Origin of the sequence: Vallicoccus soli (assembly GCF_003594885.1) — a bacterium.
GTDB lineage: Bacteria > Actinomycetota > Actinomycetes > Motilibacterales > Motilibacteraceae > Vallicoccus > Vallicoccus soli.
Genome location: NZ_QZEZ01000001.1, coordinates 858,939 through 874,099 on the forward strand (window position 1 = coordinate 858,939; position 15,161 = coordinate 874,099).

Below are 15,161 nucleotides of genomic sequence, written 5' to 3' on the forward strand. Positions count from 1 at the left end.
GTGCCGCGCCCCCGCTAGCCCCGCAGGCGGGGCGGTGGCGGCACCGGGGTGGCCGGGTCGGCGGCGACCCGCGCCGCGAGGCCCCTCGCGAAGGCGGCGAGCCCGGCGGCGTCGACGCCGTGCGGCGGGTCGGCCGCGTACGCCCCCACCCGCGCGCCCCCGCGCTCGAGGAGCGCGACCGCGCCCGCGGAGTTGCCCCGCGCCAGGTGCGTGAGGCCCACCGCGACCTGCGCCAGCCCCCGCCACAGCTCGCGCTCGGGCTCCGGCGCCGCCTTCCACGTGCCCTCGAGCACCTCGTGCGCCTGGAACGGCTCGCCGAGGTCGAGCCGGCGCTGCGCCTCGACGAGGGACTCCGCCGGCGGCAGGACCAGGTCGTCGGGCACCCGCTCCACGCCCGGCGCGCCGTGCGGCAGGGGGCGCCCGAGCCCGTCGCGCGGGCGCGCGTTGCGCGCCCGGCCCTGCTCGTCGCGGTCGCGGTCCGGAGGGGCGTCCACGGGCACGACCCTACGGCGCGCGGCGGCCGGGCCGCGGCGCCGACGAGGGCCGACGAGGGCCGCCGAGGGCCGGTGAGGGCCGACGAGGGCCGGCGAGGGCCGGCGAGGGCCGGCGAGGGCCGGCGAGGGCCGGCGAGGGCCGGCGAGGGCCGGCGAGGTCCGGCGAGGTCCGGCGAGGGGCCGACCGCCGACCCGCCGGCGGGGCAGGGTGTGGAGCCGCGCGGGGAGCGGGCAGGATGGCGCGCATGCAGGGATCGAGCGCGCAGGGCTTCGGCATCGACATCGGCGGCAGCGGCATCAAGGGCGCGCCCGTGGACCTCGCGGGCGGGGCGCTCGCGGCCGAGCGGCACCGCATCCCCACGCCGCAGCCGTCCACCCCCGAGGCGGTGGCGCAGACCGTCCGCGAGGTCGTCGAGCACTTCGGCTGGTCCGGCCCGCTCGGCTGCACCTTCCCCGCGGTCGTCACGCACGGCGTGACGCGCACCGCGGCCAACGTGGACAAGCGGTGGGTCGACGCCGACGCCGGCGCCCTGCTCGGCGAGGCGACCGGGCAGGACGTGCTCGTCGTCAACGACGCCGACGCGGCGGGCTACGCCGAGCTGCGCTTCGGTGCGGCGAAGGACCGCGAGGGGGTCGTGCTCGTCTGCACGCTCGGCACGGGCATCGGCAGCGCCCTCATCTCCGACGGGCGCCTGGTGCCCAACACCGAGCTGGGGCACCTCGAGCTCGACGGCCACGACGCGGAGACCCGCGCGTCCGACGCCGCCCGCGAGCGCGACGACCTGTCCTGGGAGAAGTGGGCCAAGCGGCTGCAGCGGTACTTCCGGCACGTCGAGGACCTGTTCTGGCCGGACCTCATCGTCGTCGGCGGCGGGGTGAGCAAGAAGGCAGAGAAGTGGCTGCCGCTGCTCGACCTGCGCACCGAGGTCGTGCCCGCCGCCCTGCGCAACGAGGCGGGGATCATCGGCGCCGCGGTGCTGGCGCAGGAGCGGGCGGCCGCGCGGGGCTGAGCCTCAGCGCGGCGCCAGCGCCGCCAGCACGTCCTCGTGCAGGTGCCCGTTGGTGCCGACGGCGCTGCCGCCCGCGGGCCCCGGCGCGCCGTCGAGGGAGGTGAAGCGCCCCCCGGCCTCCTCGACGACCACGGCGACGGCCGCGAGGTCGTGCAGCGAGACCTCGGGCTCGCAGGCCACGTCGACGGCGCCCTCGGCCACGAGCATGTACGACCAGAAGTCCCCGAACGCCCGCTGGCGCCAGACGCCGCGGTAGAGGTCGAGGAACGGCCCGAGCAGGCCGCGCTCGTCCCACCCGGTGAGGCTGGAGTACGACAGCGAGGCGTGCTGGAGGCGCCGGACGTCCGACACCCGCAGCCGGGTGGCGGCGGACAGGCTGCGCCCGCTCCACGCCCCGGTGCCGCGCGCGGCCCACCAGCGCCGCCCGAGCGCCGGTGCCGACACGACGCCGGCGACGACCTGCGGGCCGTCCATGAGCGCGATGAGGCTGGCCCACACCGGCACCCCGCGCACGTAGTTCTTCGTCCCGTCGATCGGGTCGACCACCCAGCGCCGCGGCCCGTACCCGGTGTCGGCCATCTCCTCGCCGTGCACCGCGTCGCGGGGGCGGGCCCGCTGCAGCATCGAGCGGACCGCCTCCTCGGCGGCGCGGTCGGCGTCGCTCACGGGCGTGAGGTCGGGCTTCTGCTCGACCCGCAGGTCCAGGGCGCGGAAGCGGTCCATGGTCACGCCGTCGGCCTGGTCGGCCAGCAGGTGCGCCAGGCGCAGGTCGTCGTCGTAGGCCGGCACGGGGGCGACCGTACCGAGCGGGCGGGCGGGGTGGTGGGACCATCGCCGCGTGACCTCGACCCGCCGCTCGCCCGCGTTCCTCTTCGACCTCGACGGCACGCTCGTGGACAGCGTGTACCAGCACGTCCTCAGCTGGCGCGAGGCGCTCGTCGAGCACGGCATCGACCTGTCGGTGTGGCGCATCCACCGCCGGATCGGCATGAGCGGCGGCCTCTTCGTGCAGGCGCTGCTCGCCGAGACCGGCATCGAGCTGTCCGAGGCGGACACCGAGGCGCTGCAGGCGGCGCACGCGCGGCACTACCTGCGCCACCACGAGGCCGTACGGCCCCTGCCGGGCGCCCGCGCCCTGCTCGAGCACCTCACCGCCACCGGCACGCCCTGGGCGGTCGCCACGAGCGGGCGGGCCGAGACGGCGCTGCCGACCCTGCGCGAGCTCGGGGTCCCGGAGGGCGTGCCGGTCGTCACCCGCGACCGCGTGCGCTACGCCAAGCCCGACCCGGACCTCTTCCTCGCCGCCGCCGACGAGCTGGGCGTCGACGTGCGCGACGCCCTCGTCGTCGGCGACAGCGTCTGGGACCTGCTCGCGGCGCGGCGCGCCGGCGCGCTCGGGGTCGGGCTGCAGAGCGGCGGGTACGGCCGCGACGAGCTCGAGCGGGCGGGCGCGTTCCGCGTCTACGCGGACCCCGCGGACGTGCTGCGGCGCCTGCACGAGCTCGGGGTGCGGCGGTAGCGCGCGTCCCTGCTTGAACCCGCAAGGACCGCGGGGGAGGATCGGCGGGTGTTCGACCTCGTCGCAGGCCTCCCGGTGCACGTCCTCGTCGTCCACCTCGTCGTCGTCGGCGTCCCGGCGGCCGTCCTGGTGAGCCTCGCCGCCGCCGGCGCCGTGCTCGCCCGCCCCGGGGCGTGGCGGTGGCTCGTGCCGGCCGCGCTGGCGGTCGACGCCGCCGTGCTGGTGCTCGCGTGGGTCGCCGCCGAGAGCGGCGAGGCCCTGCAGGTGCGCCTCGCGGCGCTCGGCAACACGCTGCCGGAGATCCAGGCCCACGCCGACCTCGGCGAGACGCTGCAGTGGTACGTCCTCGCCCTGCTCGCCGCCGTGGCCCTGCTGGCGGTGCTGCGCGGGAGGGCGGCGCGCCCGGCGGTGCTCGCCGCGGCCGCGCTGGTGCTCGTCGCCGGGGTCGCGTCGGGGGTGCAGGTCGTCCGGGTGGGGCACAGCGGCGCCACGGCGACCTGGAGCTACGTCGCGGAGGGCTGACGCGGCGCCCCGCCGTCAGGGCCCGGGCGGCTCGTCGGCGGCGTCGCGGTGCGGGTCCTCGCCGCCCTCCCGGCTGCGCAGCAGCCGGCGCAGCGACAGCAGCCGCGCCGGGTCGGCGTGCCCCTCGGCCACCCACGCGTCGAGCGCGCACTCCGGCTCGTCGTGCGAGCAGGAGCGCGGGCACCCCCCGGTCCCGGCCTCGAGGTCGGGGAAGGCGCCGATGACCCGCTGCGGGTCCACGTGCGCCAGGCCGAAGGAGCGCACGCCGGGCGTGTCGATGACGGTCCCCGCGCCGTCCGGGAGCTGCAGGGCCCGTACGGACGTGGAGGTGTGCCGCCCGCGCCCGGTCACCTCGTTGACGTGCCCCGTCGCGCGCAGCGCGCCGGGCACGAGGGCGTTGACGAGCGTGGACTTGCCGACGCCCGAGGAGCCGACGAGCACGGTCGTGCGCCCCGCGAGGCGCGCGCGCAGCTCGACCGGGTCCTCGTCGCGTCGGGTGACGACGTGGGGCACGTCGAGCGCGCGGTACGTCGCGAGCAGCTCCGCCGGGTCGGCGAGGTCGGCCTTGGTGAGGACGAGCAGCGGGTCGAGCCCGGCGTCGTACGCGGCCACGAGGCAGCGGTCGAGCAGGCGCGGCTGCGGCTCCGGGTCGGCGAGGGCGGTGACCACGGCGAGCTGCTCGGCGTTGGCGACGACCACCCGCTCGACGGGGTCGGTGTCGTCGGCGGTGCGGCGCAGCACCGACGCGCGCGGCTCGAGCCGCACGATGCGCGCGAGCGCGTCGGGCCCGCCGGACAGGTCGCCGACGAGGCCCACGCGGTCCCCGACGACGACCCCCTTGCGGCCGAGCTCCCGCGCGCGCATCGCGGTGACGAGGCGGTCGTCGGGCAGGCGGCAGGTCCAGCGCCCGCGGTCGACGGCGACGACGAGCGCCGGCGCGGCGTCCTCGTGCCCGGGGCGCTCCTTGGTGCGCGGGCGCGACTTGCCGCGGCCCGGGCGCACCCGGACGTCGTCCTCGTCCAGGTCGCGGCGGGACGAGCGGCGCGCGGGCGGGCTCAGCCCGGCCCCTCGGGGAGCCCGGCCCCGCGGTCCTCGACGCCCAGCATCCGGGCCCACAGGCCGGTGAAGCCCGGGAGGGTCTTGCCGGTCGTGCCGACGTCCTCCACCTCGACGCCGTCGACGAGCAGGCCCAGCACGGCGCCGGCGGTGGCCATGCGGTGGTCGGCGTACGAGCGCCAGGTGCCGCCGGAGAGCGGGCGGGGGCGCACCACGAGCCCGTCCCCGGTCTCCTCGACGTCGCCGCCGAGGCGGCCCACCTCGGCGGCGAGGGCGGCGAGCCGGTCGGTCTCGTGCCCGCGCAGGTGGGCGATGCCGCGCAGCCGGCTGGGGCCCTCGGCGAGCGCGGCGACCGCGGCGACGGTGGGGGTGAGCTCGCCGACGTCGTGCAGGTCCACGTCGACGCCGTGCACGCGCCCGGTGCCCGTCACCGTCAGCCCCTCGTCGGTGAGGGCGACGTCGGCGCCCATCGCGAGCAGCAGGCCGCGCAGGGCGTCGCCGGCCTGCGTCGTGCTGCGCGGCCAGCCGGGGACGGTGACCCGCCCGCCGGTGACGAGCGCGGCGGCGAGGAACGGCGCGGCGTTGGAGAGGTCGGGCTCGACCGCGACGGTGCCGCCGGCGAGCGGACCGGGGGCGACCCGCCAGCGGTCCGGGCCCTCGTCGTCGACGTCCGCGCCGGCGGCGCGCAGCATGTGCACGGTCATGGCGATGTGCGGCAGCGACGGGACGGGCGGGCCCTCGTGCCGCACGACGACGCCCTCGTCGTAGCGGGGGGCGGCGAGCAGCAGCGCGCTGACGAACTGGCTGGACGCGCTCGCGTCGACGACGACCTCGCCGCCCGGGAGCCGGCCGCGCCCGTGCAGGGCGAAGGGCAGGGTGCCGCGCCCGCCGTCGTCGACCTCGGCCCCGAGGTCGCGCAGCGCCCGCAGGACGGGGCCCATGGGGCGCGTGCGGGCGTGCGGGTCGCCGTCGAAGCGGACGGTGCCCTCGGCCAGCGCCGCCACGGGGGGCACGAAGCGCATCACGGTGCCGGCGAGGCCGCAGTCGACGTCCGCGGGGCCGCGCAGCCGGGCGGGCACGACCCGCCAGTCGCCGCCGCCCGCGCCCGCGTCCTCGACGCCCGCGCCGAGGGAGCGCAGGGCCGCCGCCATGAGCGCGGTGTCGCGCGCCCGCAGCGGGCGCTCGAGGACCGTGGGCGCGTCGGCCAGCGCGGCGAGCAGCAGCGCCCGGTTGGTGATCGACTTGGAGCCGGGCAGCGCCACGACCGCGTCGACCGGCCCCGCGGCGCGCGGGGCCGGCCAGAGGGGCAGCGGTGCGCGGGTCGCGGCGGTCACGCGCCCGACCCTACCGACCGGCGCCGGCCGGCCCCGCGGCGAGCGGCGCCGCTCAGGTGAGGCGGGCCCGCCCGAGCGCGGCCTCGCGGCGCGCGCTCCTCGCGGCCACCTTCGCGGCCTTGCGGGTGCCGCGCGCGGCGTGCTGGGCGCGCCACGCCAGGCCGGGGCGGCCCTCGGTGTCGACCGCGGCGAGGAGCAGGCCGCCGAACATGCCGAGGTTCTTGAGGAAGTGCGAGCGCGCCTGCACGCGCGAGCCCTCGTCCTCGGCGTCCCAGAAGGCGTGCCCGGCGAGCGTGGTCGGCACGAGGGTGGCGGCGAGCACCAGCGCCGAGACGCGGGGGAGCTTGCCGAGGGCGAGCAGCGTGCCGGCGGTGGCCATGGTCGCGCCGTTGATCTTGACGAGCACCTCGGGGTCCTGCGGCAGGCCCGGGATCCTCGCGGCGAGGGTCGGCGCCACCGGGTCGGCGCGCACCGACTTGTTCCCGGGGTTGCGGATCTGGTCGATCCCGCCGTCGATGAAGGTGGCGGCGAGCATGGGGCGCGCGAGGCGGCGTACGAGGATCATGCCCGCCTCCCTTCCCCGTCCGTGGGACGGGAACCGTCCGGCGGGGTGCCCCGCGGGCGCGCCCGGGTGTAGGACGGTGCCCGTGTGTGGCAGGTACGCCGCGAGCCGGCGCCCGGAGGACCTCGTCGAGGAGTTCGAGGTCGAGGACCCGCCCGAGGGGCCGGCGGCGGAGCTGCCGCCGCGGTGGAACGTGGCGCCCACGGACCCCGTACGGGTCGTGCTGCAGCGCCGCCCGCGCGGCGAGCCGGAGGCGCCGGCGCGCCGGCAGCTGCGCGTGGCGCGCTGGGGGCTGGTGCCCTCCTGGGCCAAGGACCCGTCCGTCGGCTCGCGCATGATCAACGCCCGGGTCGAGACCGTCGCGGAGAAGCCGGCGTTCGCGAAGGCCTTCGCGTCCCGGCGCTGCCTCGTCCCCGCCGACGGCTACTACGAGTGGTACAAGACCGAGGACCCGGCGGGGAAGCCGCGCAAGCAGCCGTTCTTCATCCACTCCCGCGACGGCCGGTCGCTCGCGATGGCCGGGCTGTACGAGTGGTGGCGCGACCCCGCGGGGGAGGGCGAGGACGCCTGGCTGCTCAGCTGCACCGTCATCACCACCACGGCGACCGACGACCTCGGGCACCTCCACGACCGCAGCCCGATGCTCGTGGACCGCGAGCGCTGGGGGCCGTGGCTCGACCCCGGCACCGGCGACGCGGAGGCCCTCCGCGGCCTGCTCGTGCCCGCCGCGCCGGGGCTGCTCGAGGCGCACCCGGTCTCGCCGGCGGTCGGGAACGTGCGCAACGACGGGCCGCAGCTCGTCGAGCCGCTGCCGGCGCCGGCGTAGGCCGTCGACGGCCCCCTTGACCGGCGCGCGTGGCGTGCGTCACCCTGCCCCGGTTTGAGCGCTCACACCGACCGAGGGGTCACGCCGATGTCACCCGCCTCCCGCCTGCGCCGCACCGGCGCGGGCCTCCTGCTCGCCCTGGGGCTCGTCCTGCCGGGCGCCGCGCCCGTCGCGGCCTCGCCCGCGCCGCCCTCGGGCGGCCCCGTCGCCGTCGACGCCGGGCCGCGCACCGCGGTCCGCCCGGTGGTCGACGCCAACGTCCCCGACCCCGACGTCCTCGAGGTCGACGGCACGTACCACGCGTACACCACGAACTCCGACGGCACGAACGTCCAGCACCTCACCTCGCGCGACCTGCGCCGCTGGACCCGCCAGCCCGACGCGCTGCCCGAGCTCGGCCCCTGGGTCGGTGCCTGCAGCTTCGCCCCCGGCGGCGCCACCGACAACTGCGTCTGGGCCCCCGAGGTCGCCGCCGTCGACGGCGGCTACGCGCTCTACTACACCGCGCGCGACACCGCGGCGCCGTTTCAGTGCATCGGCGTCGCGCTCGCCGAGACCCCGTACGGCCCCTTCGAGCCGGTCGGCGACGACCCGCTGGTGTGCCCGGACGGGGCGCGCGGGACGCAGGACCTCGGCGGCGCCATCGACGCGGGCACCTACGTCGAGGACGGCCGGCGCTACCTGCTGTGGAAGGCCGACGGCAACTGCTGCGCGGGCAAGACGGCGATCATCTACCTGCAGGAGCTCTCGGGCGACGGCACGGCGCTCGTCGGCCCGCCGGTCGAGCTCATCCGCCGGGACACGCCCTTCGAGGGCAACGTCGTCGAGGCGCCGACGCTGGTCCGGCGGGACGGCACCTACTACCTCTTCTACTCGGCGAACGACTTCGGCGGCGGCGGCTACCGGACCGCGTACGCCACCGCCCCGAGCCTCACCGGGCCGTGGACCAAGGCCGACACCGAGCTCATGACCACCGACCGGTTCGGCGGCGCGGTCCGCGGGCCGGGCGGGCAGGACGTCGTCGTGCACGACGACGGCTCGACGTCGATCGTCTACCACGGCTGGGACCCCACCTACGCGTACCGCGCGATGTACGTCAGCGACCTCGAGTGGCGCGACGGCGTGCCCCACGTCGCCGGGACGTCGTACCGCTACCAGGCCGAGGACGGCGTCGTGACCGCCGCGCGCGCCCTCGAGGACGGCACCGCCTCCGGCGGGGGCAAGGTCGGCGGGATGGACTTCCCGGACAGCTCGGTGAGCGTGCGGGTGCGCGCCGACCGCGCCGGCTGGGCCACGCTCTCGGTGCGCTTCTCCAACGGCTCCCTCGACGCGACCGGGCAGCGGGTCAGCGCCACCGACCTCGTCACGGTCGACGGCAGGCCCGCCGGCACGCTGGTGCTCCCGCACACCACCTGGGGCAACTGGCAGCTCGCCGACCTGCGGGTGCGCCTGCGCGCCGGCTGGAACACGGTGACGCTCACCCGCGGCACGTACTTCGCCGAGGTCGACGCCGTCGACGTCTCCGCCCGCACCCCGGTCCCGGCGCCCCCGGCGCCGCCCGCCGGCACGCCCGTCCGGTACGAGGCCGAGGACGGCGTCGTCGTCGGCGGCGCGGTCGGCCCCAACGCCGGCGCGTCCGGCGGCGAGAAGGTCGGCGGGCTCGACTTCGCCGACAGCTCGGTGACCCTGCAGGTGACCGCGGACCGCGCCGGCCCCGCGGTGCTCGGCATCCGCTTCGCCAACGGCTCCGAGCGCGGCGGGTGGCCGATCGAGGCGACCGACCGGGTGCTCGTGGACGGCAAGGGCTACGGCACGGTCGTGTTCCCGCACACCCGCTGGGACAACTGGCAGACCGTGCTGCACCAGGTGCGCCTGCGCAAGGGCGTCAACACGGTGACCATCGCCCGCGGCACCTGGTACACCGAGCTCGACGCCGTCGACGTCTGGACCGGCACGAGGCTCTGACCGCCCTGCCGCTGCTCCGACCCCGACGGTCACCCGGGCCCGTCCCGGTGCCCACCCGCCCGACCGCCCCGGCCGGCGGCGCCCCGTGCGCCGCCGGCCGGGGTGCGTACGGGGGGTGCCGCGGCACCCGTGAGGGGCACCCACAGGCGCGCGGATGAGGGGCACCCCCAGGCGCGCGGATGAGGGGCACCCCCAGGCCGCCGGACGAGGCGTACGGGTGCCTGACGAGGCCTGCGCGCCTCGCGGGGCACCCGTACGGGTGCCTCGCGTGGTCACCGCGGGAGGGGCTCCAGCAGCGAGGCGACCGCCTCGACGACGCCCGCGAGCACGGCGGCCTGGTCGGGGGCGGCGCCGCGGGGGACGCGGAAGGCGTGGTCCGCGGCGGGGGCGGGGCGCACGTCGTACCCGGGCGGGAACTCGGCCGGGGCGCCGAAGGGGTCGCGCTCGCCCTGCACGACGAGCAGGCGGACCCCCGCCGCGGGCGGGAGGGCGAGCTCGGGCAGGCGCGAGCGCTCGGGCCGCCCCGGCGGGTGCAGCGGGAACGCGAGCGCCGCGACGGCCGCCGCGCCGAGCTCCGCGGCCGTGCGGCAGGCGACGCGGGCGCCGGCGGAGCGCCCGCCGAGCCACAGCGGGGCCGGCGCGACGCGCTCGAGCACCTGGGGCACCGCGGCGCGCCAGGCGCGGTCGAGCACCGGGGGCGGGGCCGCCACCCGGCGCCCGGCCACCCGCCACGGCTGGTCGACGAGCACGACGCTCACGCCGCGGGAGGGCAGCGCGGCGGCGAGGGCGAGGACCTCGCGCCCGTCCGAGCGCCCGCCGGCGCCGTGCCCGAGCAGCAGCACGGCGCGGGGCTCGGGGGCCGGGTGGACCCGCGCCGCGGCCTCGCCCACGGGCGTCGGGAGCTCCCAGCGGTCCGGCGCGGGCGTCATGCTCGCGACCGTAGCGAGCAGGGGAATCCCCGCGCGGCGGGCCCGGTTGTGGCGGGTGACCGTACGGGAGGTGCGCGAGTACATGAGAGCAGCGAGTCCCACCGCTCCCCGGAGCGACCTGAACCCCCTGGCCTGGCCCGAGTGGCCCGCCGGCGGCCAGGTCGTGCGGGGCTCCAGCGGGGCACTACGCTCGGGGGCGATGACCGACAAGCGCGCTCCCGAGGGGGAGACCGACCTCGAGCGCACCCAGCGCTTCGAGCGCGACGCCCTGCAGTACCTCGACCAGCTCTACTCGGCCGCGCTGCGCATGACGCGCAACCCCGCCGACGCCGAGGACCTCGTGCAGGAGACGTTCGCCAAGGCGTACGGCTCCTTCCACCAGTTCGAGCAGGGCACCAACCTCAAGGCCTGGCTCTACCGGATCCTCACCAACACGTTCATCAACACCTACCGCAAGCGCCAGCGCGAGCCGCAGCAGAGCGCCACGGAGGAGATCGAGGACTGGCAGCTCGCCCGGGCCGAGTCGCACCAGTCGACCGGCCTGCGCTCGGCCGAGGCCGAGGCCCTCGACCACCTGCCGGACTCCGACGTCAAGGAGGCGCTGCAGCGCATCCCCGAGGACTTCCGCATCGCGGTCTACCTGGCCGACGTGGAGGGCTTCGCGTACAAGGAGATCGCGGAGATCATGGGCACGCCCATCGGCACCGTGATGAGCCGCCTGCACCGCGGGCGGCGCCAGCTGCGGGGCATGCTCGAGGACTACGCGCGCGACCGCGGCCTGTCCGCGGCCCGCGCCAGCGGTGGGGAGGGTCCCCGATGAGCTGCGGCAAGCCCCACGCCACCCCGTGCGCCGAGGTGATGGACCACCTCTACGAGCTGATCGACAACGAGCTCCCGCCGCGCGACGTCGGCCGGCTCAAGGAGCACCTCGACGAGTGCGGCCCGTGCCTCAAGGAGTACGGGCTCGAGGAGGCCGTCAAGGCCCTCGTCAAGCGCTCGTGCCGCGAGCCGGCGCCCGAGGAGCTGCGCGCCCGCGTGCTGGTGCGCATCCAGGAGGTCCGGGTCGAGATCCACGAGGTCCAGCAGCCCTGACCGCGTGAGCCCGTACGTGCCGAGGGGCCCCGACCGTCACCGGTCGGGGCCCCTCGGCGTCACGGTCGCCGTCTCAGGCGTTCGGGCGCTTGCCGTGGTTGGCCTTGCTCTTGGCGCGCGCGCGACGGCGCCGGGCCTTCTTCGCCATGGGGTGCTCCTCCCAGCCGGTTGCTCGTGGCTCGCGGGCGCGCGGGGCGCCCGTCCGCGCCCATGGTCGCACGCGCGCACAGCAGCGCCGCACCCGCGGCGACCAGGACGTCCCCCGGGCTCACGACCTCCGGGCGCAGGGGGAGGGGCACGGCGAGCACGTCCGCCAGCCAGGGCAGGCGGGTGGCGGCGGTCAGCGGCTCGTGGCGCGGGTCCGGGCCCAGCGCCAGCGCCGCCGGGTCCAGGCCGGCCCGGCGGACCGCGTCCAGCGCCACGGGCATGCTGCCGTTGGCGAGCACGACGGCCGCGTTGAGCAGCAGCCCGAGCCCGAGGGGCACGCTCGCCGCCCGGCGGTCCAGCGCCACCCCCGCCGCGGCGAGCAGCAGGGTGCCGGCGAGCGCCGCGGTGGGCAGCGGCCCCTGCGCCGGCAGGAGCACCAGGGCGGCGGCCTGCACGAGCAGCGCCCCGACGAGCACCGGCAGCCCGCGCAGCCGGTAGGCCGCCCAGCCGGCCAGGCTGCCGCCGCGCAGCAGGCCCGCGAGGGTGCCGGCGAGGGCGCAGAGCACGACGAGTCCCATCGCGCCCATCCTCGCCCAGTAGGGTCCTGGCGGGCCGGACGAGGCCCGGCGACGCGCGCGAGCGCCGAGGAGAGGAGCCGTCGTGGCCGAGGAGGTCCGGGCCGAGATGGTGGCCAACGTGTTCAAGGTGGTGGCCGCCGAGGGCGACGCCGTGGCGGCGGGCGACACGCTCGTCATCCTCGAGTCGATGAAGATGGAGATCCCGGTGGTCGCCGAGGCCGGCGGCACGGTCGCCCGGCTGGCGGTCCACGAGGGCGACGTGGTCCAGGAGGGCGACGTCCTGGCCGTGCTGGCCTGAGGCGGGCGGGCGGGCGGGCGGGCCCCGGGACCCGGCTCAAGGCCCGGGCCGTCCCTGCCGATGGGGCGGGGGTGACCCCCGAGCCGCAGGCCGCGCCCGACGCCCCCGCTGCGCCGCAGTCGGTGCAGCCGTACCTGCGCACCCTCATGGAGGTCGCGGGCGGCTCGGACCTGCACTGCAAGGTCGGCTCGCCCCCGCGGATCCGGGTCGACGGGCGCCTGCGCCGGCTCCAGGCGGCCACCCTGACGCCGGCGGACACCGAGAACATGCTCACGGAGGTCCTGCGCGAGGACCTGCGCGCGGGGTTCCGGGCCACGAACGAGGCCGACTTCGCCTACTCGGTGCCGGGGCTGGGCCGCTTCCGGGTCAACGCGTTCCGCTCGCGCGGGTCGGTGGGGCTCGTGTTCCGCCGAGTCAGCGTCGGCGCCGTGCCCCTCACCGACCTCGGCCTGCCCGCCGTCATCTCCGCGCTGGCGCTGGAGCCGCGCGGCCTCGTGCTCGTCACCGGCCCGACGGGCTCGGGCAAGACCACGACGCTCGCCGGGATGATCGACCACGTCAACGCCTCGCGCGAGGCCCACATCGTGACCATCGAGGACCCCATCGAGGTCCTGCACTTCGACAAGCTCGGCATGGTCAACCAGCGCGAGGTGCGCCTGGACACCGGCGACTTCGCGACGGCGCTGCGCGCGGCGATGCGCCAGGACCCCGACGTCATCCTCGTCGGCGAGATGCGCGACCACGAGACCGTCAAGGCCGCGCTCGCCGCCGCCGAGACCGGGCACTTCGTCATGTCGACGCTGCACACGACGAACGCGCAGGAGACCATCACGCGCATCGTCGACTTCTTCCCGCCGTACGAGCAGCAGCAGGTGCGCCTCGCGCTCGCCGGTGCCCTGCGGGGGGTCGTCTGCCAGCGGCTCGTGCCCCGCGCGGACGGCGCCGGCCGCTGCGTCGTCATGGAGGTGCTCGTGGGCACCGGCCGCGTCGCGGACGCGATCGCCGACCCCGAGAAGAGCTCGACCATCGGCCAGCTCATCGCCGAGGGCGGCTACTACGGCATGCAGACGTTCGACCAGCACCTCGTGCAGCTCTTCCGCGAGGGCGTGGTGACGCTGGACGCCGCGATGGCCGCGGCCACGAGCCCGCACGACCTGGCGGTCGAGCTGCGCCGGCAGGGCCTCGTCGCCTGACCCGGGGGCCGGGCGGTCCCGCTGCTCAGGCGCGCAGGTCGAGCCGCCACACCTCGAGCACCAGCCCCGGCACGGGGGACCAGTCGCGCTCGGGCACCCGCCGGAAGCCGCTGCGGGCGTAGAGCCGGTGCGCCGCCGCCATGCTGCGCTGGGTGCTGAGCACGAGCGCCGCGCAGCCGAGCGCCCGCGCCCGCGACGCCGCCTCGGCGACGAGGGCGCTGCCGGTCCCGGCGCCGCGCGCGGCGGGGTCGACGGCGAGCATGCGCAGCTCCGCCTCGCCGGGCCGCGCGACCTCGGCCCACGGCGAGCCGTGCACGCCGAGGGTCACGGAGCCCGCGAGCCGTCGCGGCGGCCCGGGCAGCTCCGCGACGAGCAGCTGCGCCTGCGCCGCCCGGCGCGCACCGCTCGCCAGCTCGGCGACGTACGGGCTGTCCGGCGGCGTGAAGCCCTCGTCGAGGTAGGTGCGCGTGGTGACCGCGTCGACGGCGGCGAGGTCGTCCGCGCGCGCCGGCCGGACGAGGACCGGGCCGGGGTGCGGGGCGTCCCCGTGCGGGGAGGCGGGCGGGGCGTGCTCGGCGCTCACGGCGGGCGAGCCTAGGGCCCCGGGGGGAGCACCCCGAGCTCGCGGGCCCGCAGCACCGCCTCGAGCCGGTCGCCGACCCCCAGGGCGCGGTACGCCACCTGCAGGTGCTTCTGCACCGTCCGCGGGCTCAGGCCGAGCCGGTGGGCGGCGGCCTGCGCCGTCGCGCCGCCGGCGACGAGCGCCAGCACCTGGGCCTGCCGGGCGCTGAGCCCGGCCGCGGCGGCCGCCCGGACCCGCTGCGCGTCGTCGGCGAGGACGAGGACCCGCCGCCCGTCACCGGACCCGGGCCGGGCGCGCACGTGCACGTCGCCGCGCGGCCCGTGCAGCACGCCCACCCCGCCCGTGCCGGCCGCGCCGGCGACGGCGCGGGCGTCGAGGCGGTGCCGCTCGAGGACCGCGCCGGCGGCGGCGTCGGCGTGCACGACGCGGTCACCGGCGAGCACGAGGACGCCGGCGCCGCCGGCGAGGGCGGCACCCAGGTCGGCGAGGAGCTCCTCGCGCTCGCGCTGCGCGGCCGCGAGGCGCAGGAACGGCTCGAGCGCGGCCAGCGCGGCCAGGTCGTCGTCGTCGAACTCGCGGGCCCGGTTCACGCCCCAGCCGCGGACCGTCGCCGGGTCCGGGCTGTGGGCGACGAGGAGGGCGTACGGGACGCCGAGCGGGTCGAGCAGCTCGCGGCGCATCGGGTTGCGGCCCCAGGCCCTGCCCGCGAGGTCGGCCGCGCGCACCGGGGCGAGCTCCACCCCCGGGCGCAGGACCGGCAGGACCGGGTGGCTCCCGAGGAGGGCCCGCATGTCCGGTCCGCCGTCGTCGCGCAGCAGCAGCGCGGGCGCCTCGCCCCGTACGCGCCCGGACCGGGCGCCGAGGTCGAACTCGACCTCGCCGGCGACCTCGCCCGGCACGACGCGCAGCAGCGCGTCGAGCGCGGCCCCGGTGAGCCGCGCGGGGTCGCGCTCCTCGAGCAGCTCGAGCCCGGCGGCCACGGCGGCACGGCGGCGCGCGTCAGCGCCCACGCCGCACCCCCCGGTCCCGCACGCCGGGCCCCTCCCGCTGCCG

Annotated in this window: 18 protein-coding genes and 1 pseudogene; 9 read left to right on the plus strand and 10 right to left on the minus strand. The window is 78.0% G+C overall.

Annotation, left to right across the window (positions count from 1 at the left end; genetic code table 11):
• Nucleotides 1-14 precede the first annotated feature (14 nt).
• On the minus strand, nucleotides 15-494 hold the full coding sequence (locus D5H78_RS04030; RefSeq protein ID WP_218566205.1) for a DUF309 domain-containing protein: 480 nt from the start codon (nucleotides 492-494) through the stop codon (nucleotides 15-17).
• A 245-nt stretch (nucleotides 495-739) separates the two neighbouring features.
• Here D5H78_RS04030 and ppgK point away from each other — a divergent pair, with 245 nt between their 5' ends.
• Nucleotides 740-1,504, plus strand: a complete 765-nt coding sequence (gene ppgK, locus D5H78_RS04035; RefSeq protein ID WP_119949033.1) for a polyphosphate--glucose phosphotransferase — start codon at nucleotides 740-742, stop codon at nucleotides 1,502-1,504.
• A 3-nt stretch (nucleotides 1,505-1,507) separates the two neighbouring features.
• On the opposite strand, the gene D5H78_RS04040 is transcribed toward ppgK, so the two are convergent.
• A complete protein-coding gene (locus D5H78_RS04040) occupies nucleotides 1,508-2,293 on the minus strand; it encodes an inositol monophosphatase family protein (RefSeq protein ID WP_119949034.1) in 786 nt (261 codons plus the stop codon).
• A 49-nt stretch (nucleotides 2,294-2,342) separates the two neighbouring features.
• Between D5H78_RS04040 and D5H78_RS04045 the strand changes: the two genes are divergently transcribed.
• Both D5H78_RS04045 and D5H78_RS04050 read left to right on the plus strand, forming a co-directional pair.
• A complete protein-coding gene (locus D5H78_RS04045) occupies nucleotides 2,343-3,023 on the plus strand; it encodes an HAD family hydrolase (protein WP_119949035.1) in 681 nt (226 codons plus the stop codon).
• Between the two features lie 48 nt (nucleotides 3,024-3,071).
• On the plus strand, nucleotides 3,072-3,545 hold the full coding sequence (locus D5H78_RS04050; protein WP_119949036.1) for a DUF2231 domain-containing protein: 474 nt from the start codon (nucleotides 3,072-3,074) through the stop codon (nucleotides 3,543-3,545).
• Between the two features lie 15 nt (nucleotides 3,546-3,560).
• Here the strand turns inward: D5H78_RS04050 and rsgA are convergent, their stop codons facing one another.
• From rsgA to D5H78_RS04065, 3 genes are read right to left on the minus strand one after another with little or no spacing between them, the layout of a single operon-like run.
• Nucleotides 3,561-4,568: a ribosome small subunit-dependent GTPase A gene (rsgA, locus tag D5H78_RS04055; protein WP_425472913.1), complete on the minus strand. Its 1,008-nt coding sequence runs from the start codon at nucleotides 4,566-4,568 to the stop codon at nucleotides 3,561-3,563.
• A gap of 32 nt (nucleotides 4,569-4,600) precedes the next feature.
• Nucleotides 4,601-5,935 (minus strand): 3-phosphoshikimate 1-carboxyvinyltransferase, encoded by a 1,335-nt coding sequence (gene aroA, locus D5H78_RS04060; RefSeq protein WP_218566207.1) that lies wholly within the window; start codon nucleotides 5,933-5,935, stop codon nucleotides 4,601-4,603.
• Between the two features lie 52 nt (nucleotides 5,936-5,987).
• The gene (locus D5H78_RS04065; protein ID WP_119949037.1) at nucleotides 5,988-6,500 is read right to left on the minus strand and encodes a DoxX family protein; all 513 of its coding nucleotides are present in this window, start codon (nucleotides 6,498-6,500) and stop codon (nucleotides 5,988-5,990) included.
• A gap of 82 nt (nucleotides 6,501-6,582) precedes the next feature.
• Here D5H78_RS04065 and D5H78_RS04070 point away from each other — a divergent pair, with 82 nt between their 5' ends.
• Nucleotides 6,583-7,323: an SOS response-associated peptidase gene (locus D5H78_RS04070; protein ID WP_119949038.1), complete on the plus strand. Its 741-nt coding sequence runs from the start codon at nucleotides 6,583-6,585 to the stop codon at nucleotides 7,321-7,323.
• An 87-nt stretch (nucleotides 7,324-7,410) separates the two neighbouring features.
• A complete protein-coding gene (locus D5H78_RS04075; RefSeq protein WP_165865587.1) occupies nucleotides 7,411-9,288 on the plus strand; it encodes a family 43 glycosylhydrolase in 1,878 nt (625 codons plus the stop codon).
• Nucleotides 9,289-9,560: 272 nt separating this feature from the next.
• Here the strand turns inward: D5H78_RS04075 and D5H78_RS04080 are convergent, their stop codons facing one another.
• A complete protein-coding gene (locus D5H78_RS04080) occupies nucleotides 9,561-10,217 on the minus strand; it encodes an alpha/beta hydrolase family protein (protein ID WP_218566208.1) in 657 nt (218 codons plus the stop codon).
• A gap of 199 nt (nucleotides 10,218-10,416) precedes the next feature.
• Here D5H78_RS04080 and D5H78_RS04085 point away from each other — a divergent pair, with 199 nt between their 5' ends.
• Nucleotides 10,417-11,037, plus strand: coding sequence for a sigma-70 family RNA polymerase sigma factor (locus tag D5H78_RS04085; RefSeq protein WP_119949039.1), 621 nt, complete (start codon nucleotides 10,417-10,419; stop codon nucleotides 11,035-11,037).
• The gene (gene rsrA / locus D5H78_RS04090; RefSeq protein WP_119949040.1) at nucleotides 11,034-11,309 is read left to right on the plus strand and encodes a mycothiol system anti-sigma-R factor; all 276 of its coding nucleotides are present in this window, start codon (nucleotides 11,034-11,036) and stop codon (nucleotides 11,307-11,309) included. Before D5H78_RS04085 ends, rsrA begins: the two co-directional genes overlap by 4 nt.
• Before the next feature lie 73 nt (nucleotides 11,310-11,382).
• Here rsrA and D5H78_RS20520 read toward each other — a convergent pair whose 3' ends face one another.
• Nucleotides 11,383-11,457, minus strand: a complete 75-nt coding sequence (locus D5H78_RS20520) for a 50S ribosomal protein bL37 (RefSeq protein ID WP_425472914.1) — start codon at nucleotides 11,455-11,457, stop codon at nucleotides 11,383-11,385.
• Nucleotides 11,458-11,545: 88 nt separating this feature from the next.
• Nucleotides 11,546-12,211 (minus strand): annotated as a pseudogene (locus D5H78_RS19210) (DUF5317 family protein); the annotation flags it as partial.
• Between D5H78_RS19210 and D5H78_RS04100 the strand changes: the two are divergent.
• Together D5H78_RS04100 and D5H78_RS04105 are read left to right on the plus strand one after the other, a co-directional pair.
• A complete protein-coding gene (locus D5H78_RS04100; RefSeq protein ID WP_119949042.1) occupies nucleotides 12,117-12,332 on the plus strand; it encodes a biotin/lipoyl-binding carrier protein in 216 nt (71 codons plus the stop codon). The pseudogene D5H78_RS19210 and the gene D5H78_RS04100 overlap by 95 nt on opposite strands.
• A 146-nt stretch (nucleotides 12,333-12,478) precedes the next feature.
• The gene (locus D5H78_RS04105; protein WP_119949358.1) at nucleotides 12,479-13,525 is read left to right on the plus strand and encodes a type IV pilus twitching motility protein PilT; all 1,047 of its coding nucleotides are present in this window, start codon (nucleotides 12,479-12,481) and stop codon (nucleotides 13,523-13,525) included.
• Nucleotides 13,526-13,550: 25 nt separating this feature from the next.
• Here the strand turns inward: D5H78_RS04105 and D5H78_RS04110 are convergent, their stop codons facing one another.
• Together D5H78_RS04110 and D5H78_RS19560 are read right to left on the minus strand one after the other, a co-directional pair.
• Complete coding sequence (locus tag D5H78_RS04110) at nucleotides 13,551-14,108, minus strand: GNAT family N-acetyltransferase (protein ID WP_119949043.1); 558 nt, start codon at nucleotides 14,106-14,108, stop codon at nucleotides 13,551-13,553.
• A gap of 11 nt (nucleotides 14,109-14,119) precedes the next feature.
• Nucleotides 14,120-15,118 (minus strand): helix-turn-helix transcriptional regulator, encoded by a 999-nt coding sequence (locus D5H78_RS19560; RefSeq protein WP_218566211.1) that lies wholly within the window; start codon nucleotides 15,116-15,118, stop codon nucleotides 14,120-14,122.
• Nucleotides 15,119-15,161 lie beyond the last annotated feature (43 nt).

Excerpts from the sequence above, each read along its gene's own strand:
- ppgK (WP_119949033.1), top strand. The coding sequence starts at position 740 with ATGCAGGGATCGAGCGCGCAGGGCTTCGGCATCGACATCGGCGGCAGC.
- D5H78_RS04065 (WP_119949037.1), bottom strand. The coding sequence starts at position 6,500 with ATGATCCTCGTACGCCGCCTCGCGCGCCCCATGCTCGCCGCCACCTTC.
- D5H78_RS04075 (WP_165865587.1), top strand. The coding sequence starts at position 7,411 with ATGTCACCCGCCTCCCGCCTGCGCCGCACCGGCGCGGGCCTCCTGCTC.
- D5H78_RS04080 (WP_218566208.1), bottom strand. The coding sequence starts at position 10,217 with ATGACGCCCGCGCCGGACCGCTGGGAGCTCCCGACGCCCGTGGGCGAG.
- D5H78_RS04085 (WP_119949039.1), top strand. The coding sequence starts at position 10,417 with ATGACCGACAAGCGCGCTCCCGAGGGGGAGACCGACCTCGAGCGCACC.
- rsrA (WP_119949040.1), top strand. The coding sequence starts at position 11,034 with ATGAGCTGCGGCAAGCCCCACGCCACCCCGTGCGCCGAGGTGATGGAC.
- D5H78_RS04105 (WP_119949358.1), top strand. The coding sequence starts at position 12,479 with ATGGAGGTCGCGGGCGGCTCGGACCTGCACTGCAAGGTCGGCTCGCCC.